23 protein-coding genes are annotated in these 24942 nt (G+C 59.4%); 9 read left to right on the top strand and 14 right to left on the bottom strand.

The features are described 5' to 3' along the window. Positions 1-212 precede the first annotated feature (212 nt). The 3 genes from QRN55_RS12610 to QRN55_RS12600 all read right to left on the bottom strand — a co-directional run bounded on the left by QRN55_RS12610 (position 213) and on the right by QRN55_RS12600 (position 3391). Positions 213-1643 (bottom strand): FAD-binding oxidoreductase, encoded by a 1431-nt coding sequence (locus QRN55_RS12610; RefSeq protein ID WP_284776940.1) that lies wholly within the window; start codon positions 1641-1643, stop codon positions 213-215. A 20-nt stretch (positions 1644-1663) separates the two neighbouring features. Beyond that, positions 1664-2641 (bottom strand): L-threonylcarbamoyladenylate synthase, encoded by a 978-nt coding sequence (locus QRN55_RS12605; RefSeq protein ID WP_284776939.1) that lies wholly within the window; start codon positions 2639-2641, stop codon positions 1664-1666. Positions 2642-2782: 141 nt separating this feature from the next. After that, the gene (locus tag QRN55_RS12600; RefSeq protein ID WP_111840588.1) at positions 2783-3391 is read right to left on the bottom strand and encodes a DUF6656 family protein; all 609 of its coding nucleotides are present in this window, start codon (positions 3389-3391) and stop codon (positions 2783-2785) included. A 323-nt stretch (positions 3392-3714) separates the two neighbouring features. Here QRN55_RS12600 and QRN55_RS12595 point away from each other — a divergent pair, with 323 nt between their 5' ends. From QRN55_RS12595 to QRN55_RS12580, 4 genes are all read left to right on the top strand, one after another. Further along, positions 3715-4959 (top strand): aromatic ring-hydroxylating oxygenase subunit alpha, encoded by a 1245-nt coding sequence (locus QRN55_RS12595; protein WP_111840741.1) that lies wholly within the window; start codon positions 3715-3717, stop codon positions 4957-4959. Positions 4960-4964: 5 nt separating this feature from the next. Beyond that, a complete protein-coding gene (locus tag QRN55_RS12590) occupies positions 4965-6044 on the top strand; it encodes an FAD-binding oxidoreductase (protein ID WP_284777173.1) in 1080 nt (359 codons plus the stop codon). A 101-nt stretch (positions 6045-6145) separates the two neighbouring features. Further along, positions 6146-6607 (top strand): BA14K family protein, encoded by a 462-nt coding sequence (locus QRN55_RS12585; protein ID WP_111840589.1) that lies wholly within the window; start codon positions 6146-6148, stop codon positions 6605-6607. Between the two features lie 227 nt (positions 6608-6834). After that, a complete protein-coding gene (locus QRN55_RS12580) occupies positions 6835-7338 on the top strand; it encodes a BA14K family protein (protein WP_111840590.1) in 504 nt (167 codons plus the stop codon). Positions 7339-7398: 60 nt separating this feature from the next. Here the strand turns inward: QRN55_RS12580 and QRN55_RS12575 are convergent, their stop codons facing one another. After that, positions 7399-8394: a transporter gene (locus QRN55_RS12575; protein ID WP_111840591.1), complete on the bottom strand. Its 996-nt coding sequence runs from the start codon at positions 8392-8394 to the stop codon at positions 7399-7401. A gap of 202 nt (positions 8395-8596) precedes the next feature. Here QRN55_RS12575 and QRN55_RS12570 point away from each other — a divergent pair, with 202 nt between their 5' ends. The 3 genes from QRN55_RS12570 (at position 8597) to QRN55_RS12560 (ending at position 11567) form a co-directional block, all read left to right on the top strand. Then, positions 8597-10381: an acyl-CoA dehydrogenase gene (locus QRN55_RS12570; protein WP_284776938.1), complete on the top strand. Its 1785-nt coding sequence runs from the start codon at positions 8597-8599 to the stop codon at positions 10379-10381. 10 nt (positions 10382-10391) lie between these two features. Next, positions 10392-11150, top strand: coding sequence for a crotonase/enoyl-CoA hydratase family protein (locus tag QRN55_RS12565; protein ID WP_284776937.1), 759 nt, complete (start codon positions 10392-10394; stop codon positions 11148-11150). 96 nt (positions 11151-11246) lie between these two features. Continuing rightward, on the top strand, positions 11247-11567 hold the full coding sequence (locus QRN55_RS12560) for a hypothetical protein (protein WP_284776936.1): 321 nt from the start codon (positions 11247-11249) through the stop codon (positions 11565-11567). 142 nt (positions 11568-11709) lie between these two features. Here QRN55_RS12560 and QRN55_RS12555 read toward each other — a convergent pair whose 3' ends face one another. Both QRN55_RS12555 and QRN55_RS12550 read right to left on the bottom strand, forming a co-directional pair. Beyond that, positions 11710-12960 carry a class I SAM-dependent RNA methyltransferase gene (locus tag QRN55_RS12555; RefSeq protein WP_284776935.1) on the bottom strand — a complete coding sequence of 417 codons (1251 nt, stop codon included), beginning with the start codon at positions 12958-12960 and terminating at the stop codon, positions 11710-11712. Then, positions 12957-13709 (bottom strand): TlyA family RNA methyltransferase, encoded by a 753-nt coding sequence (locus QRN55_RS12550; RefSeq protein ID WP_284776934.1) that lies wholly within the window; start codon positions 13707-13709, stop codon positions 12957-12959. Before QRN55_RS12550 ends, QRN55_RS12555 begins: the two co-directional genes overlap by 4 nt. 272 nt (positions 13710-13981) lie before the next feature. Between QRN55_RS12550 and QRN55_RS12545 the strand changes: the two genes are divergently transcribed. Next, a complete protein-coding gene (locus QRN55_RS12545; protein ID WP_284776933.1) occupies positions 13982-15997 on the top strand; it encodes a methyl-accepting chemotaxis protein in 2016 nt (671 codons plus the stop codon). Positions 15998-16096: 99 nt separating this feature from the next. Here QRN55_RS12545 and dxs read toward each other — a convergent pair whose 3' ends face one another. The 7 genes from dxs to QRN55_RS12510 form a co-directional block, all read right to left on the bottom strand. Then, positions 16097-18019 (bottom strand): 1-deoxy-D-xylulose-5-phosphate synthase, encoded by a 1923-nt coding sequence (dxs, locus tag QRN55_RS12540; protein ID WP_284776932.1) that lies wholly within the window; start codon positions 18017-18019, stop codon positions 16097-16099. A gap of 92 nt (positions 18020-18111) precedes the next feature. After that, complete coding sequence (locus QRN55_RS12535; protein WP_233122657.1) at positions 18112-19035, bottom strand: pirin family protein; 924 nt, start codon at positions 19033-19035, stop codon at positions 18112-18114. A gap of 231 nt (positions 19036-19266) precedes the next feature. Continuing rightward, entirely contained in the window at positions 19267-19521 is a 255-nt protein-coding gene (locus QRN55_RS12530) for an exodeoxyribonuclease VII small subunit (protein WP_042618153.1), read from the bottom strand. 2 nt (positions 19522-19523) lie between these two features. Next, positions 19524-20459: a histone deacetylase family protein gene (locus QRN55_RS12525; protein WP_173996237.1), complete on the bottom strand. Its 936-nt coding sequence runs from the start codon at positions 20457-20459 to the stop codon at positions 19524-19526. A gap of 30 nt (positions 20460-20489) precedes the next feature. Next, positions 20490-21053 (bottom strand): biotin transporter BioY, encoded by a 564-nt coding sequence (locus tag QRN55_RS12520; RefSeq protein WP_284776931.1) that lies wholly within the window; start codon positions 21051-21053, stop codon positions 20490-20492. Positions 21054-21070: 17 nt separating this feature from the next. Continuing rightward, positions 21071-21691 (bottom strand): CbiQ family ECF transporter T component, encoded by a 621-nt coding sequence (locus QRN55_RS12515; RefSeq protein ID WP_284776930.1) that lies wholly within the window; start codon positions 21689-21691, stop codon positions 21071-21073. Next, positions 21688-22368: an energy-coupling factor ABC transporter ATP-binding protein gene (locus tag QRN55_RS12510; RefSeq protein ID WP_284776929.1), complete on the bottom strand. Its 681-nt coding sequence runs from the start codon at positions 22366-22368 to the stop codon at positions 21688-21690. The genes QRN55_RS12515 and QRN55_RS12510 overlap by 4 nt, the downstream gene beginning before the upstream one ends. Positions 22369-22481: 113 nt before the next feature. Here QRN55_RS12510 and QRN55_RS12505 point away from each other — a divergent pair, with 113 nt between their 5' ends. Continuing rightward, the gene (locus tag QRN55_RS12505) at positions 22482-23672 is read left to right on the top strand and encodes a winged helix-turn-helix domain-containing protein (protein WP_284776928.1); all 1191 of its coding nucleotides are present in this window, start codon (positions 22482-22484) and stop codon (positions 23670-23672) included. Between the two features lie 167 nt (positions 23673-23839). Here QRN55_RS12505 and ribB read toward each other — a convergent pair whose 3' ends face one another. Beyond that, positions 23840-24940, bottom strand: a complete 1101-nt coding sequence (gene ribB, locus QRN55_RS12500; RefSeq protein WP_112498328.1) for a 3,4-dihydroxy-2-butanone-4-phosphate synthase — start codon at positions 24938-24940, stop codon at positions 23840-23842. Between the last annotated feature and the right edge of the window lie 2 nt (positions 24941-24942).

Here is a 24942-nt window from a genome sequence, read left to right as displayed (position 1 = left end):
CAATATCACCCCTTCATCCCGTCTGTGCCGCATTCGGCTACGCTTCCCTTGCCCCCGCAGGTTCCGCCTAAAAGCAGCTTGCGCAGTGCAAAGCGCTTCCGCAATCGGTAAAATTGCGAAAGCCAAAAATGAGCGTGGATGAGGGAAAAGGGCGCGGAATCTTTGCGTCGGATCAGTTCACATCAGGTCTACAAAATGAAAGCGAAAACGCCCTATATCTGCACAACCTTGCCCGGGTTCATGATGCCTGCGGGGTCGAAGGCTGTCTTGATTCGGTGCATCAGTTCCATTTCGATGCCGGGGCGGATGGATGCGAGCTCGTCACGTTTTAACTGGCCGATGCCATGTTCGGCAGAAATCGATCCACCATGGGAAAGCACGATGCCGTGGACGATGTGGTTGATGTCACGCCAGCGTTCGATGAACTGCGCCTTGTCGGCTCCCACGGGCTGCGAGATGTTGTAATGGATATTGCCATCACCCAGATGGCCGAAGGCGCAGATGCGCGCGCCGGGAATGGCTTGGAGAACGCCAGCCTCGGCCTCTGCCATGAAGTCCGGGATTTTGGAAACCGGCACGGACACATCATGCTTGATGGAGCCGCCCTCGGGCTTTTGCGCATCCGACATGCTTTCGCGCATGTGCCACAGCGCCTGACGCTGTGCTTCGGAACTGGCAATCACGGCATCCTGCACGATCCCGGCCTCAAAACCTTGCTCCAGAAGGGTCTCGATCATCGTCTGCGCCGTCTCGGCAGTGTCGGAGGTCGAGACGTCGATCAGCGCATACCAGGGATGCGGCGTTTCCAAGGGATCGCGGACGCCGGGAATGTGCTTTGCGGTAAACTCGATACCGATGCGTGGCATCAGCTCGAAACCGGTCAGCGCACTGCCGCACAGGGTCGAAGCGCGGTCGAAAAGCGTCAAGGCATCCGCCGGGGAGTTCAGTCCGGCAAATGCGACCTGATGGCCGCGCGGTTTTGGGAAGAGTTTCAGCACCGCACCGGTGATCACGCCAAGCGTACCTTCGGAGCCGATGAATAGGTCACGCAGATCGTAACCGGTATTGTCCTTCTTCAGACGGCGCAGGCCGTTCCAGATTTCACCGGTCGGCAGAACCACCTCCAGACCGAGGCAAAGCTGGCGCATGTTGCCATAGGCCAAAACCGCCGTGCCGCCTGCATTGGTGGCGAGGTTGCCGCCGATGCGGCACGAGCCCTGCGAACCCAGCGATAGCGGAAACATGCGCTCCACCTTTTCGGCGGCCTGATGGACGCTATCGAGAATGCAACCGCCATCCACCACGATGACATTGGCGACAGGATCGATATCGCGAACGCGGTTCATGCGCTCCAGCGATAGAATGACGTCGCTGGCATCGCCGCGTGGCGTCTGTCCGCCCACAAGGCCAGTATTGCCGGTCTGCGGAACGATCGCCGTGCCGGTTTCGCTGGCAAGCTTCATGATGGCTGCGACCTCTTCCGTCGTGGCCGGTTTCAGCAGCAGCGGCGAGCTGCCCTTGTAAAGGCCACGATTTTCCACGAGATGCGGCGCCAGATCTGAGGGATCGCGTAGAGCGTTCTTCTCCCCGACAATGGTCACGAAACGCTGCAACAGGTCATCGGGCAAAGCGGTCATCGTCATGAAGTCCTTGTGGTGATGCGTCAGGGGCGGGGGGCTGCGGCGCGAGACAGCCGGTCGTTGATGGCTTCGCCAAGCCCGGTGTTGGGGATGGGCGTTATGGCGATGCGGCTTGCGCCGCTGGCATCGGCGATTTTGAGATGGTCGAAGAGATTGGCAGCGGCTTCGGCCAGATCGGCGGCGGTGCTCAGATCAAGAATGATAGCCGCGTTTTCGTCACCCTCGACACGGCGGCCACCGAACCGGATCAGTGCTTCGCCGGCCTCCACGGAAACGGCATTCAGCCGCACGGCAGCGCCTGGTGCATAATGGGAGGCCAGCATGCCTGGCGCTTCGATGGTGGCGGATGCCGTTTGCGGGCGGATCAGCGCCACGCCGGTCACCCGCTCGATATCGTCTGCCACCAGCCCGCCGGGCCGCAAAAGCCGCACGGTACCATCGGCCTCGACCTTGACGATGGTGGATTCGACGCCGACAGGTGCCGCGCCGCCATCGAGAATGAGGCTGATGCGTGCACCCAGATCGGCCTCAACATGGGCCGCGCTGGTGGAACTGATCTTGCCGGAACTGTTGGCGCTGGGTGCCGCCAGCGGCTTGCCGAAAGCACCGATCAACTCGGCCGCAAAGCCCTGGGGAATGCGGATGCCGACGGTATCAAGTCCTGCCGTTGCCAGCGAATGGATCGAGCTTCCGGGCTTTAGCGGCACAATGAGGGTCAGCGGGCCGGGCCAGAATGCCTGCGCCAGTTTGCGTGAGATGGGGTCGAAGGTGGCGTATTCCTCAGCCATCTCAAGGTTCGCCATATGGCAGATCAACGGATTGAACTGCGGGCGACCCTTGGTCTCGTAAATACGGGTAATGGCGGCGGGGTTGGTCGCATCCGCAGCAAGGCCATAGACCGTCTCGGTGGGAATGGCGACGGGATGGCCAGACGACAACACCGCCACGGCGTCTCGAAGCGCCGTTTCCCTGTCTTGGTCGATGTCGATATGACGAGCCATTGCTGCTGCACCCTGTGGCGCGCGTCGCCTGAAAGCGCCGCACGGTTTTGCGCGGCATGCTTTAGAGGTTTTCGGGAGGGTTGGAAAGCCATATGCCGTTCACCGCGGGGCGATGATGCCGGGGCGGCTTCTCGGACAAGATCAGATGCTGCGGATGAACTTGCGCATCTCGCTGGAGCGTGTGCCGAGCATCAGCACATTTTTCAGTGCAATCTTCGGGTCGTGGGTGCGAAACAGCAGGCCATCGCGGTGGATGGTCTTGTCGATCTTCACCGACCTGTCGCCTGCCACATCCATCGCAACTGCAAAATACATGCGGGAATGGCGCGAATCGATGTTTTCGAAAAACGCACCCTCGCCGCACAGTTCAGAAAAGAAGTTTGCGAAGTAGAACGACCAGATGACCGGATTGCGCAGATCGAAACTGGTGCGCGATGCCGTGACGTGGCAGTAGCCGAGATGCGGGCTCTCATCGATGGTGCGGTGAAACACCATGTTGGGAAAGCGAATGGAGCTGTGAAAGCTGTTCAGGCGCGAATAGGTCAATTCTCCGGCAGCCTGAAGCTTGCGGCCGGTAATGTCCGCGACCTGGTCATGTGTGAGATAACGCGGCTCCGGCGGCAGCCATTTCTGCTCATAACGGGCAATTCTGCCGGTGCGCAGGAAATCCGAATGGGCCGTTTTCGTGCGTGCAGGAGCCGCCGAGCGCGCGCTTGCATCGAAGTAGCGGATCTGTGTTCCCTTTTCCATCGGAGAACTCCTGTTGCCGATCTGACCTTTTTTACGACAAGGGAGTTAAAATTTCCTTGTCGCATCATGACAAGCGTTAAGGATTGCAAAGTGCGACGATTGCGTCTTATTGCGACGGATTTTATCGCTGGAACGGCAATAAGCCTCTGTTTTGGAATTAGAATAACCCTTTGTCGCCATTCTGCGACATGTCGCAAATTGTCGCCAATGCGGAAGCCGATGTCGCTCCATGTGGTGCTGAAAAGGGGCGTCAATGGTTAGATCATTTCCACACACGCGGCGCATGCCAGTCGATCCAGCCGCGACTTTTCGAGGACATGGCCATGGATTTGCGTGAAACCGTACTGCGCCAACTGAAAAACCGCCGTGAGGGCTTCACTCTGGAGCAGCCCTTCTATGTCGATCAGGACTATTTCAAGCTGGATATGGAAAATATCTGGTACCGGGACTGGCTGTTCGTGGCGCATGATTGCGAGGTGCCCAAGACCGGCGCCTACACAACGGTACAGATCGGCGATTACGCCATCGTCATCGTTCGCGGCAAGGATGGCGTTATCAGAGCATTCCACAATTCCTGCCGCCATCGTGGCTCCCGCGTCTGCACCAGCCAGAAGGGGCAGTCAGCCCGTCTCGTCTGTCCCTACCATCAGTGGACCTATGATCTGGATGGTAAGCTTCTGTTTGCACGCCACATGGGCGATGATTTCGACAAGGGTGATTTCGGCCTGAAGCCGATTGCCTGCGAATCCGTTGCCGGATACGTCTTCATCTGTCTGGCAGAGCAGCCGCTCGATTTCGCGCCTGTGCGCGCCGAGATCGAATCCTACATGGCCCCGCACCGTGTCTGGGAGGCGAAGGTCGCCCATGAGAGCACGATCATCGAAAAGGGCAACTGGAAGCTCGTGTGGGAAAACAACCGCGAATGCTACCACTGCGCCGCCAACCACCCCGAGCTTTGCCGCACCTATCCTGAAAACCCCAGTGTCACCGGTACCGATGGCGGGGCAAGCGACCCGGAAATCGGCGGCCACTGGGCGCGCTGCGAAGCTGCCGGTCTGCCCAGCCGCTTCAAGATCGATCCCACCGGCCAGTTCCGCGTGGCGCGCATGCCGCTGATCGGCGATGCCGAAAGCTACACCATGTCCGGCAAGCGCGCGGTGCGCCGTCCTCTGTCCGACGATGTGACCATCGACCATATCGGCACGCTGCTTCTGTTCCACTACCCCACGACATGGAACCACTTCCTTGGCGACCACCTGATTTCCTTCCGCGTGATACCGTTGGGCCCGCAGGAAACGCAGGTCACGACCAAGTGGCTGGTGCACAAGGATGCGGTGGAGGGTGTCGATTACAATCTCGAAGACCTGACCCATGTCTGGAACGAAACCAACGATCAGGACCGCCGCATCGTCGAAGAAAACGCCTTCGGAATTCGCTCGCCGGCCTATGAGCCCGGACCCTATTCGATGGAAGACGAGGGCGGCGTCATGCAGTTCGTGAACTGGTATTCCGATTTCATGATCGACCGTCTGTCCGGCGATAAACAGAAACTGTCGGCGGTCGCATGACATCGATGACCATGACGACGACGTACAAGCACATCGATGAAATGAAGCCATGGAGCGACAAGCTCCACATGCTGGAATGTATCTCGGTCACGCCCGAAACACCCGATGTGATGACGTTCCTGTTTCGCTCCGAAGGTCCCAACTGGTTCCGGTATCTGCCGGGCCAGTTCGTCACGCTGGAACTGCCGGTGGGCTCGGAGCCGCTGTTTCGCACCTACACGTTGTCATCAAGCCCGTCGCGACCCTATGCGCTGGCCGTCACGGTCAAGGCGCAGGCTACCAGTGTTGGCACGCGCTGGATGTTCAACAACCTCAAGCCGGGCATGCGCATCCGTGCGCTGGGGCCGCTGGGCGACTTTTCCTATGTGCGCCATCCGGGCGAGAAATATCTGTTCATCTCGGCGGGTTCCGGCGTTACGCCGATGATGTCGATGGTGCGCGATATGAGCGACCGCGCGCCACAGAGCGACATCTCCTTCATCAACTGCTCTCGCTCCCCCTCCGACATCGTTTTCCGGCACGAGCTGGAATATCTCGCCCGCTTTATGCCCAATCTCTCGCTGGGTTTTATCGTCGAGAATTGCGGTCGCACCGATCTCTGGTCGGGCCTGAAGGGCATGGTCGACAAGGCCAAAATCGCGCTGCTGTCACATGATTTCATGGACCGCACCGTGTTCTGCTGTGGGCCGGAGCCGTTTATGGCGGCCATCCGCTCCATGCTGGACGCCTCGGACTTCGACATGGCGCGCTACCATCAGGAAAGTTTTTCGCCTGCCATGCCGGTGGCTGTTGGCGAAAGCGATTTGCCTGACGACGGCGAAGTGCTGGCTAAAATCGGTTTCACGCTGTCCGGCAAGGACGTGCCCTGCCAGCCGGGCCAGACGATTTTGATGACGGCGCGTGCCGCGGGCGTGCGCATCGGTGCTGCCTGCGAATCCGGCATCTGCGGCACCTGCCGCGTTTTGAAGATATCGGGCGAAGTCGAGATGAACCATAATGGTGGTATTCTCGATGAAGATATCGAGGAAGGCTATATTCTCGCCTGCTGCTCGCGCCCGCTGACAGATGTCAAAGTAGAGGCATAAATATACTTGGTTGCACTTCGCGTGGAACCAACACCCCGTTTTCCCGTTATTTGCCTATCGAAGCGCGGTTTCAACGCGTAGTGTAAAAACGGAGGAAATTCATGCTGAATTTGCGCAAGACGAGCGTTGCGACCGCTCTGGTCATGCTTTTGACAAGCTTCACGCCGTCCCAGGCCTTTCAGGTGCCAATCCCAGCGCCAAAGCCGATCGCCGCACAGTCGAGCAACGTCGTAGACGTTCAGTACCGCGAATGGGACCGTCGTCATTACCGCAATGGCCGTGATTTTCGCCGTGACCGCGACTTCCGTCGTCAGGGCTACTACAACGGTCACCGTGGCTACCGCGACCGTCGCCCAGGGTATCGCCAACACAATGGCTACTGGTTCCCGCTCGCAGCCTTCGCAACAGGTGCGATTATCGGGGGCGCAATGCAGCAGCAGACGCGTCCAGCCTATGGCAGCAGCCACCAGCAATATTGTGCCAATCGCTGGAGATCGTACCGCGCGTATGACAACACGTATCAGCCAAACAATGGCCCACGCAGGCAGTGCGTTTCGCCATAAGCTGACAGTTCCCAATAGGCCCGGCGCAAGCCGGGCTTGCTGCGTTTGATTTATTGAGACCACATCAAGTACCTGTGATCGCATTGTTAATGCTGGGTTCAGCTAGCCGTTCCTATGCTGCATAACATATAAATACCTCACCTCGTGTGAGCTGAAATAAACAAGAAAACGTCGTCGTTGTTCACAATGAGCCGGAAGAGTAGCCGGTCGTGGATGGAGGAAATCAGATGCAAAACTATATGAAAACACTCTGGGCTGCCGGTTTCGCAGCATTGACTGCGGCAGGCTCCGTTGTGCCTGCTCAGGCCATGCCGATGACGATCAATCCGCCTGTGGTCGATAAGGCCAATGACGGCGTCGTCAACGTGCAGTATTGGCGCGACCGCGGCTATGGCCGTGATTACGGCGGCGGTTATTATCGTGGCCACCGCGGATACCGCGACTACCGCCCCGGTTATCGCCACCACAATGGCTACTGGTTCCCGCTCGCTGCCTTCGGTGCTGGTGCCATCATCGGCGGTGCGCTTGCCCAGCCACGTGAAGTCTACCGTCCCGTGCCGGAATACCGTCCTCGCCCAGTATATCGCGAGTACCGCCCGACACGCCGCGCTGGCGTCAGCCAGAGCCATGTGAACTGGTGCTTCGGTCGCTACCGTTCGTATGATGCCTATAGCAACACGTTCCAGCCTTACAACGGCCCACGTCAGACCTGCTATTCGCCTTATGGCTGATATATTGACAGTGTGAAATGACAAACGCCGTCCGGCTCCAAACGGGCGGCGTTTTTGCGTTTAGAGAATACCGGCTCGGCGCAAGACCACCCAGGCGAACAAAATCGAAGCGACAATGAAGCTCGCCGCGTAGACCGTGCCGCTGGTGCCTTCGGTAAAGGGCAGCGCGCCCGTGTTCATGCCGAAAAAGCCTGTGACCAGCGTGGGCGGCAACAGAAACGCCGTCATCAGCGACAGGATATAAAGGTGCCGGTTGGTTTCGGAGGATAGCTTCGAGTCTACTTCCTCGTGCAGCAACCTTGCCCGCTCCTGAAGCGCATAGACGTCGTGATCGATGGATTCCAGGCGGCCGGTCAGCCGTGCCGCGATATCTTCGAAGCCGAAGGGCATTTCCTCTTCATCGGCTGCAGAGGCTCTCCGCATCAATGTCAGCACCGTGCGCAGATGCCGGTGGAGACGCACCACGGTGCGCCGCACCGGTGCCAGCCTGCGGCGCTCATCGCGCGGAGTGCTGTCATAGACGATGTCCTCGATGGCATTCAGTTCTTCGGTCGTTTCCATCACCAGGGCGATCAGGCTGCGCTGAAATTCCGCGACCAGCCCTTCGAAGATATGCGACGGCGTCGAATAGCGCTTGGGGTTCTTGTCGATGGCGGCGCGCAGGCGATCGACGGAGCGCAGCGGTTGCAGGCGAGTGGTGATGATGTAACGCTCGCCCAACGCAAAATGCAGCCAGCCGATATCACGCGTTTCCTGATCGAACTCCCGCTGGAAATCGACCAGCGTTCCATAAAGCGCGCCCTCATCCACCACAATGGAGGGATGTGTCTCATGCGTCGTCAGGTTGGCCTTCATGCTTTCGTCGAGCCCCGGCATGGTCTCGAGAAAGGCGGTGACGCGCGAGTCTGCCAGATTGAGATGCAGCCAGAAAAAGCCGTCTTCGGTTTGCAGTTCGGCAAGCTCCACATCCGGTGGCAATCGGGTGCAGGGCTCCACGCCGGGACGGAAGCGATAAGCCCAGACAAGGCCGGGAATGGAAGGGTGGGGAATGTCCATGGGCGTAATCCTGAAACGGCAATCGCGGCGGGCAGCGGATGGAGGGCTCCGCTCAGGCGATGCGGATATGCTGAACAGAGTTTTGTGACAGTTTGATAACATCGAAGTTGATCGTACCAAGGATATTTCAAATTGACGTTTACGTAAAAATCATTTAGCCGAAGATTATCGCATTGCAGCAGACGCTTCGGGAGGAGGCAGGATGTACACCGCACCGGTCAACGACATTGCTTTTACGCTGAAACACGTAGCTGGCCTTGGTGCCGCACTGGAAAGCGGCGCATTTGGCGACCTCAGCGAAGACATCGTCGATGCTATCCTTCACGAAGCCGGGCGCTTTGCCTCTGACGAAGTCGCACCGCTCGCAGAAATCGGCGACAAGCAGGGCTCGAAACTGGTGGACGGTGTTGTTCGCACGCCGGATGGCTGGGCAGACCTTTATCGCCGCTGGGCGGAAGGCGGCTGGAACGGTCTGACCGCGCCGGAAGAATTCGGCGGCCAAGCCCTGCCGCATCTGCTCAATGTCGCCGCACTGGAAATGTGGAACTCCGGCTCCATGGCCTTTGCGTTGTGCCCGACATTGACCATGGGCGCTGTGGAAGCCATTGCCACCCACGGCAGCGATGATCTGAAGGCCACCTATCTCGAAAAGCTGGTATCCGGCCTCTGGACCGGAACGATGAACCTGACGGAACCCCATGCGGGATCTGATCTCGGTGCACTGAAAAGCAGGGCGGAACGCGTCGGCGATGGCAGCTACCGGATTTTCGGCCAGAAGATTTTCATCACCTGGGGTGAGCACGACGCTGCCGACAACATCATCCATCTGGTGCTGGCGCGTCTGCCGGATGCGCCTGCCGGTACGCGCGGCATCTCGCTGTTTCTCGTGCCGAAATTCCTGCCCGATGAGGCGGGTCAGCCGGGCGAGCGCAACGATCTCTTCTGCCACGCGCTGGAACACAAGCTCGGCATTCACGGCTCCCCCACCTGCACGATGATTTTCGGTGATGGTCGCTACGGCAGCGAAAAGGGTGCCATCGGCTGGATCGTCGGCGAGGAGAACAAGGGTCTTGCCTGCATGTTTACGATGATGAACAATGCCCGCCTTGCCGTCGGAATGCAGGGTGTTGCCATCTGCGAAGCGGCAACGCAAAAGGCCATCGCCTACGCCAAGGACCGCACGCAAGGCAAGGCACCCGGCACCCAGGCCACGGGCATGAGCCCGATCATCGAGCATCCCGACATTGCCAGAACGCTTCTGACCATGAAGGCGCTGACGCAGGGCTCGCGCGCCATTTCCTTCTCCTGCGCCCACGCCATCGACATGAGCCACGCCGAGACCGATGCGACGAAGCAGAAATTCTGGCAGGAACGGGCGGCCCTTCTGACCCCGATTGCAAAATCCTTCTCCACCGATGCCGGTGTGGACGTGGCCTCGCTCGGCATTCAGGTACATGGCGGCATGGGCTTCATCGAGGAAACCGGTGCGGCCCGTTATCTGCGTGATGCCCGCATTGCGCCGATCTATGAAGGTACCAATGGCATTCAGGCCATCGATCTCGTCATGCGCAAGCTGCCGCTGTCCGAAGGCGCGCAGGTTCGCGGCTTCATTGCCGAGCTGAAAGAGCAAGCCGAAGCTGTGCGTGCGTCCAACCGGCCTGAGTTGGGCGAGACCGCACGATATCTGGAACAGAGCCTTGCCGATCTGGAAGAGGCGACGGAGTGGATGCTGGCGTCCATCGCCAAGGGAGAGACGGCGGCAGCACTCTCAGGCGCTACCCCTTACCAGCGGCTGTTCGGCCTTGCGCTATCAGGTGTCTACCACGCAAAGGGGGCGCTAGCGCCTGTGGATGACGGGCAGGCTGGAAACCGCGCCGCACTGTGCCGCTTTACGGCTGAAAATCTACTGGCGGAAACAGCGGCCCTGAAAGATCGAGTCATTGCCGGTGCCGCAAGCCTTGAGGCGGCACGCGCCGTTCTGGCATAAGGAGCTATCCATGTCCGCAGAACCCATCCTCGTCCAACGGCCTGAAACGACACCGGGCGTGCAGGTCATCCGCTTCAACCGCCCGGAAAAGAAAAACGCTATCACCGACGCCATGTATCGCAGCATGATCGAGGCGTTGCAGGCAGCGGATGCCGACGCCGATGTGCGGGCCATCGTGTTTCTCGGCTCCAACGGTTGCTTTTCGGCGGGCAACGACATGGCCGATTTCATGGCCTTCGCCATGTCCGGCGGGCAGGGAAGATTGGCAGCCGGTGATTTCCTTCATGCGCTGATCAGCGTCGGAAAACCCATCATCTCGGGCGTCGATGGTTTGGCCATCGGTATCGGCACGACGCTCAACCTGCATTGCGATCTGACGGTCGCCTCCAGCCGCAGCCTGTTCAAGACTCCCTTCGTCGATCTGGCGCTGGTGCCGGAAGCGGCCTCCAGCCTGCTCGTGCCGCGCATCATGGGCTATCAGCGGGCTTTCGCGCTCCTAGCCGCTGGCGACGGCTTCTCCGCTGAACAGGCGCTACAGGCCGGGTTGATCTGGAAGGTCGTGTCCGAAACCGAAGTCGAGGGTGAAACCCTGAAAATCGCAGCATCGCTCGCCGCAAAGCCGCCCAAGGCACTCAAGATCGCCCGTGATCTGCTGCGCGGCGATGTCTCAGAGGTCCGCGATCGCATCGACGCCGAGATCGTGCATTTCGCAGCGCAGTTGCAAAGCGCAGAAGCCCGTGCTGCCTTCGAGGCATTCATGCGCCGTTAAGCGTGGCTGATGAAAGTGGTCGGGTCTTATGGAATTGCTGATGAAGGCTGGTTAGTCTTTGCTCAACAACGCCCGTCTTTCAAGAAAGCCGCCACCATGCGTAAAGTCGTTTTCGCAACGCTCGCCCTCATGTCGCTCTCCAGCCTTGCGGAAGCGGCGAGTTTCCAGCCGCCGTTGATGTCGCAGCCAGCACAGAGCGATATTATCGAAGTGCAGAACTTCAACAGCCAGGCCGGTCCATCCAACCGCAACAACGGCTACGACCGTCGCAAACAGCGTTTCGTCTGCGTCGTGACGCCACCCGATAGCGCCAACCGCTCACGGCCCTATGTCTGCCCGGTACAGCAGGGGCGCGTGGGTGGACGCTGCCGTTGCAGCGGTGTGGTTAGGAATGGCAATATCGATACGGCTTGGTGAGCGATAAATGCTTGCGTCATTCCGGCCTTGAGCCGGAATCCAGCAGTCACGCGTCTGCGTGGCAGAAGAGTCCCTCGCGATCAAGGACTTGATCGCACTGGACCCCGCAGCAAGTGCGGGGTGACGGAGGGGGTCTTTTGCCCTACTTCTCCAACGTCGCAACCGCTTCCACATGCGGCGACCACAGGAACTGATCGATAGGCGCGACCTTGGTCACGCGGTAACCACCCTCGACCAGAATGGCCAGATCGCGGGCAAGCGACAGCGGGTTGCAGCTGACGGCAACGATCTTCTTGACGCTGCTTTTCGCCAGTTCCTTGCACTGTGCTTCCGCACCCGCGCGGGGTGGATCGAACACGACGGCGTCGTAGTTCTTCAGTTCCTTGACGGTCAGCGCGTGGCGGAAGAGGTCGCGCTTTTCGGTGGTGACGGGCTTCAAGCCCTGCGTGTTGCGGGCCGCAAGATCGAGCGCCTTGAGCGCCTTGTCTTCGGCTTCCACCGCATGCACCTTGCCGAGACGGGCCAGCCGCAGCGCAAATGTGCCGGAACCACTGAACAGGTCGGCAATGCGCTTGGATTTGCCCACATGTGCCAGAACCAGTTCGGCCATGGCATCTTCGGCCTGCTTGGTGGCCTGCGCGAAACCACCCGATGGTGGCGAAATCTTAACGCCGTCGAATTCGATGATGGGCTTTTGCGGTTCGACCAGAATTTCCCCGGCAATGGAAACACGGGCAATGCCGCGTGTGGCAAGGGTGATTTCGGTCGCAGTCCGGCGCTGCTTGTCGACGGGTGCCTTGATACCTTCGAAGGAAATGTCGAGACCGGAGAGCGTTTCCATCACGGTAATGCGGAAAGGCTCGGCATTGGAGGCAAGAGGCAGACCGATCGCGCGAATGGCATCCAGTCGCGAGACGATACCGTCCGTGGTGACGGGACATTCCTCGATGGCGACGATATGGTGGCTGTTGGCCTGGCTGAAGCCCAGCAACAGACCTTTTTCCGTTTTGCGGGCAGTAAACACCACGCGGCGTCTTTCGCCGGGACGACAGCGCACCAGTGCACCCACCTCGACATCCAGCCCCTTGGACTTCAAGGCGGCAACAACCAGACTGCGCTTGAAGACATCATAGGGCTCGTCTGCCAGATGTTGTAGGGAACAGCTTCCGCATGTGCCGTTCTTGCCGTCAGGGCCGAAGTGGCGGCAGGCGGGCTCACGCCGTTCGGGAGCAGCCTCGGCAATCGACATGATCGTGCCCACGTCCTTGACGCGGGCAATGGCCACCGTTTCGCCCGGCAAAGCAAACGGTACATAGACCGGGCCGTCGGGACAGTGGACGATGCCGTCGCCCTGCGCGCCGAGGCTCTGTATCTTCACGGTCTGGGCGGTCATGGTTTTTTGCCTCCGAGAAGGAATTCCTCGTTGCCGTCACCACCTGCAATGGGCGAGGGGATGAGGCCAAGGCTGACCCAGCCCATATCTTCGACCAGCCAGCGTTCGAGTTCTGCGGCGACCGCCGGTGCCGTCTCCGGCTCCTTGAGCAGACCAGCCTTGCTGATCGCATCGCGTCCGGCCTCGAATTGCGGTTTGACGAGTAGGATGGCCAGTGCTTCCGGTTCTGCCAGTTCCAGGGCAGGGGCCAGCGCCAGTTTCAGCGAGATGAAGGACACGTCCGAAACGATGAAATTGATCGGGCGGTTGTAGATATCGTCACTGGTCAGAAAGCGGGCGTTGAAACCTTCGATGCTGGTGACGCGCCGGTCGTTTTCGATGCGCGGATGGATCTGGCCATGGCCGACATCGATGGAGGTGACATGAGACGCGCCGCGCTTCAGCAACACCTCGGTGAAGCCACCGGTGGAGGCGCCGACGTCGAGGCATTCGCAATTGCGTGGGTCGATCTGGAAATGGTCGAGCGCTGCAACCAGTTTCAAGGCCGCGCGCGACACATAATCCTGCGCAGGATCGCTGATCTCGAAGACGACATTTCCGGGAAATGTCAGACTTGGTTTGGTGACGACCTTGCCATTGACGCGTACGGTGCCGCGTGCAACCGCGTCGCGCGCACGGGAGCGGCTGGCAAACAGGCCGCGCGATACCAGAAGCTGGTCCAGCCGGTGATTTTCAGATGAATGAGACATGGCCGTGTCAATGACTGCCAAAAGCCCGGAAAGCAAGTGTTTTGTATGGGTGAACCTGTGAGCGAGGCGTGAACTGCGATTTCAACGCGGTTGCAGCAATCTGGGTCCTCCTTGGCGTTTAAGCGAAAATAAACGGCTTGGTGGCATTCTCTCGCCCAGCTGAGTTAGTCTCAACATTTTCGCCATGAAGGCGGTCCTCCCCAAATACATTGTGTTGTGTCACAGGTCGCTCTGCGCCTGGTCACACCTGAAGCGTGTCGAAAGAGTTCTCGATGTCTTTGAAGAATTTACCTATCAACCTGAAGCTGGTCGCCACATTCGTTGCGCTGATGGGCGTTTGCCTGGTCGCCTCAGCGGTTGTTTTCATGCAAACGGTTGATGCCAAGCGTGTCTCTGAACGTCAGACGAACACCGCCAAGATCATGTCGAATGTCGACGACGCGAAAGCAGCGATGCTGGAGCAGGCGGTCAACCAGCGCGGCTTCCTGCTGTTTCGCAGTGACAGCACATATAATGATGTGTTTGCCCAGCGTGACCTGATGTTGAAGAAGCTGGATGAGGCCCGTGCCTTGGCTGCCGGTCAGCCGGACATCCTGAAATCCATCGACGACATGCAGGCCAGCGCAACCGTGTTCTACACGCAGCTGGCTCAGCCACAGATGGCAGCCCGCAAGAACACCGAGGCACCGATTTCCGAAGTCATCGAGATCGGTCGCAATCAGGCCAAGGGTCAGCTGGATGGCTTCCGTGCCGCCGCTGCAAAAATCAAGGAGCAATTGACCGTTGCGTCGGATGCTCAGGTTGCCACACAGGCAGCCGCCCACACCAATCTTGAACTGGCGCTTCTGGGTGGCGGTGCCGCCGCTGGCGTCGTCGCCGTCCTGCTGATCTGGGCCCTGTCGCGTGCCATCGTGTCCCCGATTGTCGGCATGACGGACGCGATGAGCCGCCTTGCCGGTGGTGACACGACCGTTGACGTTCCAGCACTCGACCGTGGCGATGAAGTCGGCAAGATGGCGAAGGCCGTTCTGGTTTTCAAGGAAGCCGGTATCGAAAAATCGCGCCTTGCGGATGAAAGCGACCGCATGCGTTCTTCGACGGAAGCAGACCGTCGCCGCAACGAAGCGGAAAAGGCACGTGCAGACGCCGAGCAGACCTTTGCGAGCGAAGAGCTGGCGAAGGGCTTGCAGTCGCTCGCAGATGGCAATCTCGTCTACCGTATCGAAACGCCATTTGCAGAATCCATGGAGCCGCTGCGCATCAACTTCAACAACTCGCTGGACAAGCTACAGGAAGCCTTGAGCAATGTCGGCGACAACGCGTCGGCCATCAACGCCGGTGCCTCAGAAATGTTGTCCTCCGCAGACGATCTCTCGCGCCGCACCGAACAGCAGGCCGCTTCCATCGAACAGACGGCTGCAGCACTCGAAGAAGTCACCACCACCGTGCGCGATAGCGCAAGGGGTGCGGAAGAGGCAAGCGCGCTGGTTCAACGCGCGCGTTCAGGCGCAGAAAACTCCGGCGTCGTGGTTCGCAAGGCCGTTGCCGCCATGCAGGAAATCGAGAAGTCGTCTGGCGAAATCACCAACATCATCGGCGTGATCGATGACATCGCATTCCAGACCAACCTCTTGGCTTTGAACGCCGGTGTCGAAGCCGCGCGTGCCGGTGAAGCCGGTAAGGGCTTTGCGGTTGTGGCACAGGAAGTGCGTGAACTGGCGCAGCGCTCCGCCAACGCGGCAAAGGAAATCAAGGCGTTGATCGGTGCATCCAGCGCCCAGGTTGAAAACGGCGTGAACCTCGTTGGCGAAACCGGCAAGGCCTTGCAGGCGATCATTGCCGAGGTCGAGGAAATCAACTCGCACGTCAGCACCATCGTGACTGCGGCCCGAGAGCAGGCAACCGGCCTTCAGGAAATCAACACCGCCGTCAACACGATGGATCAGGGCACGCAGCAGAACGCAGCGATGGTCGAAGAGCAGACCGCCGCAAGCCATGCTCTGGCCCGGGAAGCGGAAGCGCTGAACAGCCTGATCGGCCAGTTCAATCTGGGTGGCAGAGCGCGTGGTACGACGGCCTTTGCACCATCCAGCGTTCACGCGGCGCCACGCTCGGCAGCGCCTGCACCGAAGCCAAGCTTCGTCGCAAAGCCACGCCCCGCGGCAAAGATCGCTGCGCCAACTGCACGCCCGGTGTCTTCACCGGCCCGAGCACTGGGCCAGAGCCTCGCTCAGGCTTTTGCTCCGGCTCCGGCACAGCCAGCAACGCAGGACTGGGAAGAATTCTGAGATTAAACGGAATTTGAAATGAATAAAACGCCGGGTCATCCCGGCGTTTTGTTTTGTTCTATCGTAAGAATTCAAGGATCGGTCTGATCCAAAAACGTTCTAGGACGCGGCGTATTCCACGCCCGTCTGCTTCTGCCCCAACGCCTTGAACACCGTCGCAACGATGCCCGCGCGGTCCAGTCCGGCATTGGCATACATGATCTCAGGCTTGGCCTGTTCCACCCACTGGTCAGGCAAGGTCAGCGTGCGAACCTTGAGGCCCGTGTCGAGCAGACCCGCACTGGCCATGAAATGCAGCACATGGGCACCGAAACCGCCTGCCGATCCCTCTTCGATGGTGATGAGAACCTCATGATGGCTGGCCAGTTGGCGAATGAGATCGAGATCAAGCGGCTTTGCGAACCGCGCATCGGCAACGGTGGTGGATAGTCCAGCGGCGTCGAGATCTTCGGCTGCGGACAGGCATTCCGCAAGGCGTGTGCCGAACGACAGAAGGGCGACCTTGCTACCTTCCTTGACGATGCGGCCCTTGCCGATTTCGAGGATTTCACCACGCACCGGCATTTCGATGCCGACACCTTCGCCCCGCGGGTAACGGAAGGAAATCGGACCTTCATCATAAGCGGCAGCGGTGCGCACCATATGTTTCAGCTCAGCTTCGTCAGCCGCCGCCATAACCACCATGCCGGGCAGGGTGGCGAGGAAGGTTGTATCGAAAGATCCCGAATGGGTGGGGCCGTCTGCACCGACGAAACCAGCGCGGTCAATCGGGAAGCGCACCGGCAGGCTCTGAATGGCCACATCATGCACCAGTTGGTCGTAACCGCGTTGCAGGAAGGTGGAGTAGAGTGCGCAGAAGGGCTTGTAGCCATCGGCTGCAAGCCCCGCCGCAAAGGTCACCGCATGCTGCTCGGCAATGCCGACATCGAAGCTGCGTGTGGGGAAGAGTTCGGCGAGCTTATCCAGCCCCGTGCCGTTCGGCATGGCGGCGCTGACACCGACGATCTTGTCATCCAGCGTGGCTTCCTGAATGAGCGCTTCGGCAAAGACGCTGGTATAGCTCGGCGCATTTGGTTTTGCCTTGGCCTGCGCGCCGGTGATGACATCGAACTTGTTGACGCCGTGATACTTGTCTGCCGCAGCCTCGGCAGGGGCGTAACCCTTGCCCTTCTGCGTGACGACATGGATCAGAACAGGGCCCTTCTGGTTATCGCGCACATTGCGTAGCACGGGCAGCAGGTGGTCGAAGGAATGACCGTCGATGGGGCCGATATGGTAAAAGCCGAGTTCTTCGAACAACGTGCCGCCGGTGACGTAGCCCCGCGCATGGGTCACGGCCCGGGTAATCGCCCGGTCGATGGTCTTGCCGAGGTAGGCCGTCAGTTTCTTGCCGAAATCGCGAAAGCCCATATAGGTGCGGCCCGAGGCCAGACGCGCGAGATAGGCGCTCATGGCACCGGTCGGCGGCGCAATCGACATGTCGTTGTCGTTGAGAATGACAATGAGGCGCGCATCCAGCGCACCGGCATTGTTCAGCGCCTCGAACGCCATGCCCGCCGACATCGAGCCGTCACCGATGACGGAAATGACCTTGCGATTGCTGCCATCCAGCTCAGCCGCGACGGCCATGCCGAGACCGGCGGAAATGGAGGTGGAGGAATGGCCTGCGCCGAAATCGTCATATTCGCTCTCGGCGCGGCGGGTGAAGCCGGAAAGGCCGCCTTCCTGGCGCAGCGTGCGGATGCGATCACGACGACCGGTCAGGATCTTGTGTGGATAGCACTGATGGCCGACATCGAAAATCAATCGGTCTTCCGGTGTGTTGAACACCTTGTGAATGGCAATGGTCAGCTCGACGACACCAAGACCCGCACCCAGATGCCCGCCGGTGGTGGAAACGGCGTCGATCATCTCGTCGCGCAATTCCCTGGCCAGTTGCGGCAGGTCGCGATCTTCTATCGCCTTGAGGTCGGATGGGAATTTCACCCGGTCAAGCAATGGTGTCTCTGGCATTCCGGTCAATCGTTCGGCCTTCGTCTCTATCGTTCTACCTATTGGCTACCAGATGGTGTGTAGCGTGGCCTTCGGCAAGATTTAAATCCTTTTAACGACTTTCAACCCTGCGGCAAAGGGACAAACTCTTCTTCATCCCCCGGAACGATATCGAAGCGTCCGGTTCTCCACTCCTGCTTGGCTTGTTCTATGCGTTCTTTTGATGACGATACGAAATTCCACCAGATGTATCGCTTCGAATTCAGTGCCGCTCCGCCGAACATCATGATGTGGCAACCACTGATTCCACCCTTCAGCGTGATGTCGTCGCCCGCACGAAAGACGATCAACTGATCGGCGGCAAACACATCGCCCGCCACTTCAAGGCAGCCGGAGAGAATATAGATCGCCCGCTCCTCTTGGTCGGCAGGGAAAGGGAATTTCACTCCGGCATTCAGGGTCAGATCGACATAGAGCGTGTCCGTCAGGGTTTTGACCGGTGACGACGAACCGGCGAAGGCGCCGATCACGACGCGACCGAAGACACCTGCATCGTCTATCATCGGCATGGACTCACGCCCGGTGTGGGAGAACTCCGGCGCGATCTCTTCCTTATCATCGGGCAGGGCAAGCCATGTTTGCAGGCCGGACATGGACAGCGGATGCCCGCGCAGATTTTCCGGTGTGCGTTCCGAATGCACGATGCCGCGCCCCGCCGTCATCAGGTTGATATCCCCAGGGCGGATGGTGAGTTCGGTGCCCAGACTATCCCGATGCTTGATCTCGCCATCGAACAGATAGGTGACGGTGGAAAGACCGATATGCGGATGCGGCTTCACATCCAGCGCTTCACCGGCTTTGAGGATCGCGGGACCCATACGGTCGAAGAAGATGAAGGGGCCAACCAGCCGCCGGTCCCGCGTCGGCAGCGCGCGCCGCACGGCAAAGCCACCGATGTCGCTGGAGCGCGGAATGATGAGGTTCTCGATAGCATCGCAGGCAAAAGCGTCGCCCGCGACGGGGTCTTTTCCGGGAAAAAACGACATGGCAGATCTCCTGCGTTGCTGGCCGGTAGATTACCACGATTTGCGGGACTGTTGAGCGTTCTCTTATGAACGCTGTGTTCTTGGTTATGGGAGGATAGGAGATTGCCCCACAACCCCTCCGCCGTCATGCTCGGGCCTGTCCCGAGCATCTAACGAACCCCTACGTTGATGAGACGTGGGCAGACCGTCGGGACAAGCCCGAGGGTGACGAGTGCGAGGATAACCTGCGCCTCATTCGCCGTCCAGCGGCTCCACACCCACCGGCTTGCCCGCACGATCCAGACGAATTTTCTCAATGCGCTTTTCGGCAGCCGTCAGCAGGGTCTCGCAATGTTTCTTCAGGGCTTCGCCACGCTCATAGATGGCGATGGATTCGTCCAGCGCCACATCGCCGCGTTCCAGACGGGCGACAATGCTTTCCAGCTCGGCGACAGCCTTTTCGAAAGAATAACCGCTGACATCGGCTGTGTTGGCATTTTCCGTCATGTTCAACCCTTCATCATTCTCAAAATATGCATGGCTGCCGATTCCGCCAGCCCTTCCAGATCATAACCGCCTTCAAGCAGGCTGACGACCCGGTTGGCGGCAAATTTGTCGGCCATCTCTAGAATTCGCCCCGTTGCCCAGTCGAAATCATCGCCTACCAGATTGATCTGCGCCAGCGGATCGCGGTGATGCGCATCGAAACCCGCAGAGATGATGATGAGATCGGGCGAGAAATCCGCAAGCGCTGGCAGCACGCGGGACTTGAACGCCTCGCGAAAATGGTCGCTGCCGGTGTTGGGAGACAGCGGCGCGTTGACCACATTGTTCTTGATGCCGGTTTCTTTTTTATCGCCGCTCCAAGGGTAAAGCGGCATCTGGTGGGTGGAGCAGAACAGGACGGATGTGTCGTTCCAGAAAATATCCTGGGTGCCGTTGCCGTGGTGCACATCCCAATCAACGATCGCAACACGTTCTGCGCCATGCACCTTCTGCGCATGGCGGGCGGCAATGGCGGCATTGTTGAACAGGCAAAAGCCCATCGCCTTTTCGGTCTCGGCATGGTGGCCGGGCGGGCGACTGGCGACGAAGACATTGTCGGCAGCACCGCTGAACACATCATCCACCGCCGCCATGGCAGCGCCGATGCCGGTGAGCGCCGCTTGCAGGCTTTTGGGCGAGGCATAGGTATCGGCCTCGATGCGGTTGATCTCGCCGTCTTCCTCGGGAATCTGCCGCATGATCGAGATCAGATGGCTCTCGGGGTGGGCCAGCAGAACGGCATCCTCATTGGCTTGCGGCGCTTGGCTACGCTCCAGCCGCTCGAAATTCGGATGCTCCAGCGCGATGTTGAGGGACCGCAGCCTGTCGGGCCGCTCCGGGTGGCCCGCAGGTGTGATGTGTTCCAGGAATATGGGATGCTCGTAAAGCCGTGTGGCCATGGCGGATACTCCTGAACGTGGTGGTTAGACTTATGCGCGTTGCGGCAACAGCGGATATCCGGCCATCACGGCCCGGCCTGCCAGTGCTGCAAGAACAGCCTTGAGGACATCGCCCGGGATGAAGGCCATGGAGCCGATAAAGGCTTTGGAAAAGCCGATGCCCGCTGCAAAGCCAAGATAGGTGATGCCGAACGCATAGAGCACGACGACGCCACCGGCGACGCTGGCGAGAAAGAAGCCGAGGCCTTGCGCCAGAGCCGACTGACCGCGATTGACCAGACGCTCTGACAGGTAGCCGGTGGTAAAGACCGCCGCGATCCAGCCGATCAGATAACCTGTTGTCGGCGTATAGAAGATCGAAAGGCCGCCGCGACCGCCCGAAAGCACCGGCAGGCCGATGGCGGCGATGAGAATGGTGAGCAGAACGGCCAGCGTGCCGCGCTTTGCCCCCAGCACCACACCGGCCAGCATGACACCAAGCGACTGCGCGGTGATGGGCACGGGAATAAAGCCGAGCGGGATCGGCGGCAACAGGCCCAGCGCGATGATGATGGCTGAAAACAGCGAAATCAGAACGAGGTCACGGGTCTTCATTCTCAATAGGCTCCCCTCTACAAATCCTTGGATGAGGTTTGGCCTCTGAAACCGCGCGCGTCAATGGCATCCGCAATCGCATCGGCATCCTTCAACGTCATAATGATGAGCGGAACCAACGTGCTGTGCAGCTTTGGCGTCAACCCGCGCGCGCGTTGCGCATCCCGCAATGTCTCGTAGAGGGTCACGACCTCGGGCACGAAGCGCACGACGAGCCCCACGGCAAGGCCGATATCTGAGGCATTGGCGAGGCCAAGTTTTTCCAAGGGACGCAGCGCAAAGGCAATTTCATCCATGAACTGTGAAATGCTGACGCTGGCCGTCACCGCCGTTGCCAGCAGCGTCAGCGCCGTCAGTCGAAGCAGGGAAATGGTTGCTTCGAGAGGGGAGACCAGAACGAAACTGAAAGCCGCGATGATGGCGATGGTCAAAAAGATCGGGCGCAACCGCGCCATCGTCTCGCGCCAGCCCAGATGCGCCTGCGACAGAACCAGCGCCGCCAACGCAACTGCCATACCAAGGACCAGCATATCGCGGGTCAGAAACAAGGCGACGCTGAAAGCGGCAAGCGTGATGAGCTTGATGCGCGGCAATAGCCGGTAGAGCCACCCACTACCTTCAACGTGGAGGCCTCTCATGACAGCGCCAGCGTGCGGTAGGCGCTTATGGCCTCGATTGGCGAGGCATCGATATGCAACTTTCCCTGATGAAACAGCAGAACGCGATCGAAACTTTCCAGCAACGGAAGGTCATGGGTGATGACGATCAGCGACTGCTCCAAACCAGCCATCGTTCGCTCCACGAGAGCACGGTTTTTCAGGTCCAACTGATTAGTCGGCTCGTCCATGATCAGGATTTTTGGCTTGGTAATTGTCAGCGCCGCAAGGGCCGATAGCTGCAATTCTCCACCGGACAGTTCATGCGCGCGGCGTTTTGCCAGATGCACTATATCGAACTGCTGCAAGGTGGCGTCCACCGCTGCATCGACTGCCGCCTTGTTTAGTCCCTTGTTCTTCAGGCCAAAAGCGATGTCGTCGCGGATGATGGGCAGGATGATCTGGTTTTGCGGGTTCTGGAAGATGAAGCCGACATCCTTCAAAACCTCCGAAGCGTCTTTGACCGTATCCAGCCCGTTGACGCTGACATGGCCGCTCGTCGGTTTCGTCAGGCCGTTGATCATCCGCGCAAAGGTGGTTTTGCCCGAGCCGTTGAGGCCGATAATGCCGACGCGTCGTTCAGTGAGCGTAAGCGTAAGCGGCTCGACCGCAGCTCTGCCATCAAACGCCACGCCAGCATCTTGAAAACGAATATCCAAAGGCCAGTCCCCGAAATGTTCTGGCTGTCTCTATAAACGCGAGGAACGCCAAACGAAACAAGGAACAAAAAAAGAACATTGATTTTCTGATCATACAACCCTAGGCTTTCGGCATGGGTATCAAGATTTCGAATGAAGCAGCACGACGTATTTTCCTGGCGCGACAGGGTCTGTCCACATCGCCTAGCCGCGCCATGCGCAAGGCAGATTTGCTGAAGCTCATCACCGACCTCGGCTTTGTGCAACTCGACAGTATCGCCACGGTGGAGCGAGCGCATCACCAGATCATCTTTTCCCGCAACCAGACCTACAAACGGCAGCACCTGACGGAACTGCTGGAAAAAGACCGTGCGCTGTTCGAACACTGGACGCATGACGCTTCGATTCTGCCCGCGACCTTTTACCCATATTGGAAACACCGCTTCCGCCGCCGTGAGCCGATCATTCAGGAACGCTGGCGCACCTGGCACGGCGAAGGTTTCGATTCCGCCTTCGAGGAAACCTATCGGCGCATCGCCGAAAACGGTCCCACCATGTCGCGCGATATGAAAGCGGAGGGACATCAGTCCGGCGGCTGGTGGAACTGGCATCCATCGAAAACCGCGCTCGAATATCTCTGGCACACGGGCAAGCTCGCCGTGGCAGGCCGCGTCAATTTTCAAAAGGTCTATGATCTGGCGGAACGGGTTATCCCATCAGAGCATCACGATCTGGAGGTCGATCACGATGCCTTTGTCGACTGGGCCTGCCGCGAAGCGTTAACGCGGCTCGGTTTTGCCACATCAGGCGAGATATCCGCCTTCTTCGACATCGTCACGCCGCAGGAAGCGCGGGCATGGGTGATGGCGCATCGCGATGAACTCTGCGAAGTCTCGCTCGCCTCGTCTGATGGCGCCAAGGAACGAATCTCCTACGCCTTTGAAGGGTTTGCGAGCGGAGCGGAAGCAGAAATCGAGCCCCCCAACCGCATTCGGGTACTCAGCCCGTTCGATCCGCTCTTGCGCAACCGCGCCCGTACCGAACGCTTGTTCGGTTTCTTCTACCGCATCGAAGTCTTCGTGCCTGAGCCGAAACGGCAATACGGCTATTACGTCTTCCCACTTCTGGAAGGTGACCGCCTTATTGGTCGCATCAACATGAAGGCGGAGCGCAAGGGTGGGACATTGGATGTCAGGCGGTTGTGGCTAGAGAAGGGCGTGCGTCCGTCTTCGGGGAGGCTTGCAAAGTTGGATGCGGAGCTGAACCGACTGGCGAAGTTTACCGGCGTCGAGAGTGTGCGGTATCTGGATGGGTGGCTGGGGTGAGAGGGTAATGTTGCCCCACGACCCTCACTCCTGTGCTCGTCACAGGAATCCATTGGACGCGCGCTGCGCGGCGGGAAAGGCCTTTTCAGCCCAAGGACTTGGGCTGGCTGGATTCCTGTCACAAGGACAGGAATGAGGGAGAGTTGATGCGCAGCGGTATTCTGAACTCACCCAATATCCGTCGAACTGATCTGGATTCCAAAACCCTCAAGCCCGACATAGTGGCGCTCGCGGGTGCTCAGCAGTTTGATCGAACTGATGCCAAGCTCTTTCAGGATCTGCGCGCCGAGGCCGATTTCCAGCCATTCGTCGTCGCGTGAGCGTGCTTGCGCATGGGCTTCTTCCGGGTCGCGGGATTTGCGGCGTCCGGCAACCTGTCCGACACCAACCGAGCCTTCGCGCAGATAGATAATCACGCCACGGCCTTCGGCTGCGATCTTCTCCATGTAATGCTGGACGGGCTGCTTCTTGCCGAAAATGTCATCGGCCACGTTTTCCGGGTGCAGGCGCACGGGAATATCGACACCATCGCGGATATCACCGAAGATCACGGCCATGTGCTCCATCGGGTCCCAGGGTAGGGAATAGGTTTGCGCCTTGGCGGGGCCGAAGGGCGTGTCGAGGGTGAATTCGGATTCCTTTTCGACCAGCGTTTCCTTGCGCTGGCGGTAGGCGATGAGATCGGCGACCGAAACCTGCTTCATGCCATGCGTTTCGGCGAAGGCCGAAACTTGCGGGCCGCGCATGACGGTGCCGTCGTCATTGACCAGCTCGCTGATGACGCCGATCAGTGGCAGGCCCGCGAGTTTGCAGAGATCGACGGCGGCTTCCGTATGGCCGGAGCGCATCAGCACACCGCCCTCGCGCGACACCAGCGGGAAGATGTGGCCGGGGCGGGTGAAATCGGCGGCACCTGCATTCGGATTGGCCAGATTGCGAACCGTCACGTTGCGGTCGCTGGCGGAAATGCCCGTCGTCGTGCCGTGTTTGAAGTCTACCGAAACAGTAAAGGCTGTCGTATGCGCGCTGTCGTTTTCGGCGACCATAGCGTTGAGGTTGAGGCGTTTGGCCTCTTCCCGTGGCATAGGCGCGCAGACGATACCGGAGGTGTGGCGCACGATGAAAGCCATCTTTTCCGGTGTGCAATGCACGGCAGCGACGATCAGGTCGCCTTCGTTCTCGCGGTCGTCGTCATCCATGACCACAACGATTTCGCCAGCCTCGAAGGCTCTGATCGCTTCAACGACGCGTTTTTGATCGTAGGTCATGG

The sequence above is a fragment of the Agrobacterium sp. lyk4-40-TYG-31 genome (genome assembly GCF_030209855.1).
Taxonomy (GTDB): domain Bacteria; phylum Pseudomonadota; class Alphaproteobacteria; order Rhizobiales; family Rhizobiaceae; genus Agrobacterium; species Agrobacterium vaccinii.
The sequence above is the reverse complement of the archived record's forward strand: the minus strand, read 5'-3'. Positions and strand labels throughout refer to the sequence as shown.

Bases quoted from the DNA above. Each gene is read 5' to 3' on its own strand.
- QRN55_RS12610 (WP_284776940.1), bottom strand. From the start codon at position 1,643: ATGACGATGACCGCTTTGCCCGATGACCTGTTGCAGCGTTTCGTGACC.
- QRN55_RS12605 (WP_284776939.1), bottom strand. From the start codon at position 2,641: ATGGCTCGTCATATCGACATCGACCAAGACAGGGAAACGGCGCTTCGA.
- QRN55_RS12600 (WP_111840588.1), bottom strand. From the start codon at position 3,391: ATGGAAAAGGGAACACAGATCCGCTACTTCGATGCAAGCGCGCGCTCG.
- QRN55_RS12595 (WP_111840741.1), top strand. From the start codon at position 3,715: ATGGATTTGCGTGAAACCGTACTGCGCCAACTGAAAAACCGCCGTGAG.
- QRN55_RS12590 (WP_284777173.1), top strand. From the start codon at position 4,965: ATGACCATGACGACGACGTACAAGCACATCGATGAAATGAAGCCATGG.
- QRN55_RS12585 (WP_111840589.1), top strand. From the start codon at position 6,146: ATGCTGAATTTGCGCAAGACGAGCGTTGCGACCGCTCTGGTCATGCTT.
- QRN55_RS12580 (WP_111840590.1), top strand. From the start codon at position 6,835: ATGCAAAACTATATGAAAACACTCTGGGCTGCCGGTTTCGCAGCATTG.
- QRN55_RS12575 (WP_111840591.1), bottom strand. From the start codon at position 8,394: ATGGACATTCCCCACCCTTCCATTCCCGGCCTTGTCTGGGCTTATCGC.
- QRN55_RS12570 (WP_284776938.1), top strand. From the start codon at position 8,597: ATGTACACCGCACCGGTCAACGACATTGCTTTTACGCTGAAACACGTA.
- QRN55_RS12565 (WP_284776937.1), top strand. From the start codon at position 10,392: ATGTCCGCAGAACCCATCCTCGTCCAACGGCCTGAAACGACACCGGGC.
- QRN55_RS12560 (WP_284776936.1), top strand. From the start codon at position 11,247: ATGCGTAAAGTCGTTTTCGCAACGCTCGCCCTCATGTCGCTCTCCAGC.
- QRN55_RS12555 (WP_284776935.1), bottom strand. From the start codon at position 12,960: ATGACCGCCCAGACCGTGAAGATACAGAGCCTCGGCGCGCAGGGCGAC.
- QRN55_RS12550 (WP_284776934.1), bottom strand. From the start codon at position 13,709: ATGTCTCATTCATCTGAAAATCACCGGCTGGACCAGCTTCTGGTATCG.
- QRN55_RS12545 (WP_284776933.1), top strand. From the start codon at position 13,982: ATGTCTTTGAAGAATTTACCTATCAACCTGAAGCTGGTCGCCACATTC.
- QRN55_RS12535 (WP_233122657.1), bottom strand. From the start codon at position 19,035: ATGTCGTTTTTTCCCGGAAAAGACCCCGTCGCGGGCGACGCTTTTGCC.
- QRN55_RS12530 (WP_042618153.1), bottom strand. From the start codon at position 19,521: ATGACGGAAAATGCCAACACAGCCGATGTCAGCGGTTATTCTTTCGAA.
- QRN55_RS12525 (WP_173996237.1), bottom strand. From the start codon at position 20,459: ATGGCCACACGGCTTTACGAGCATCCCATATTCCTGGAACACATCACA.
- QRN55_RS12520 (WP_284776931.1), bottom strand. From the start codon at position 21,053: ATGAAGACCCGTGACCTCGTTCTGATTTCGCTGTTTTCAGCCATCATC.
- QRN55_RS12515 (WP_284776930.1), bottom strand. From the start codon at position 21,691: ATGAGAGGCCTCCACGTTGAAGGTAGTGGGTGGCTCTACCGGCTATTG.
- QRN55_RS12505 (WP_284776928.1), top strand. From the start codon at position 22,482: ATGGGTATCAAGATTTCGAATGAAGCAGCACGACGTATTTTCCTGGCG.
- ribB (WP_112498328.1), bottom strand. From the start codon at position 24,940: ATGACCTACGATCAAAAACGCGTCGTTGAAGCGATCAGAGCCTTCGAG.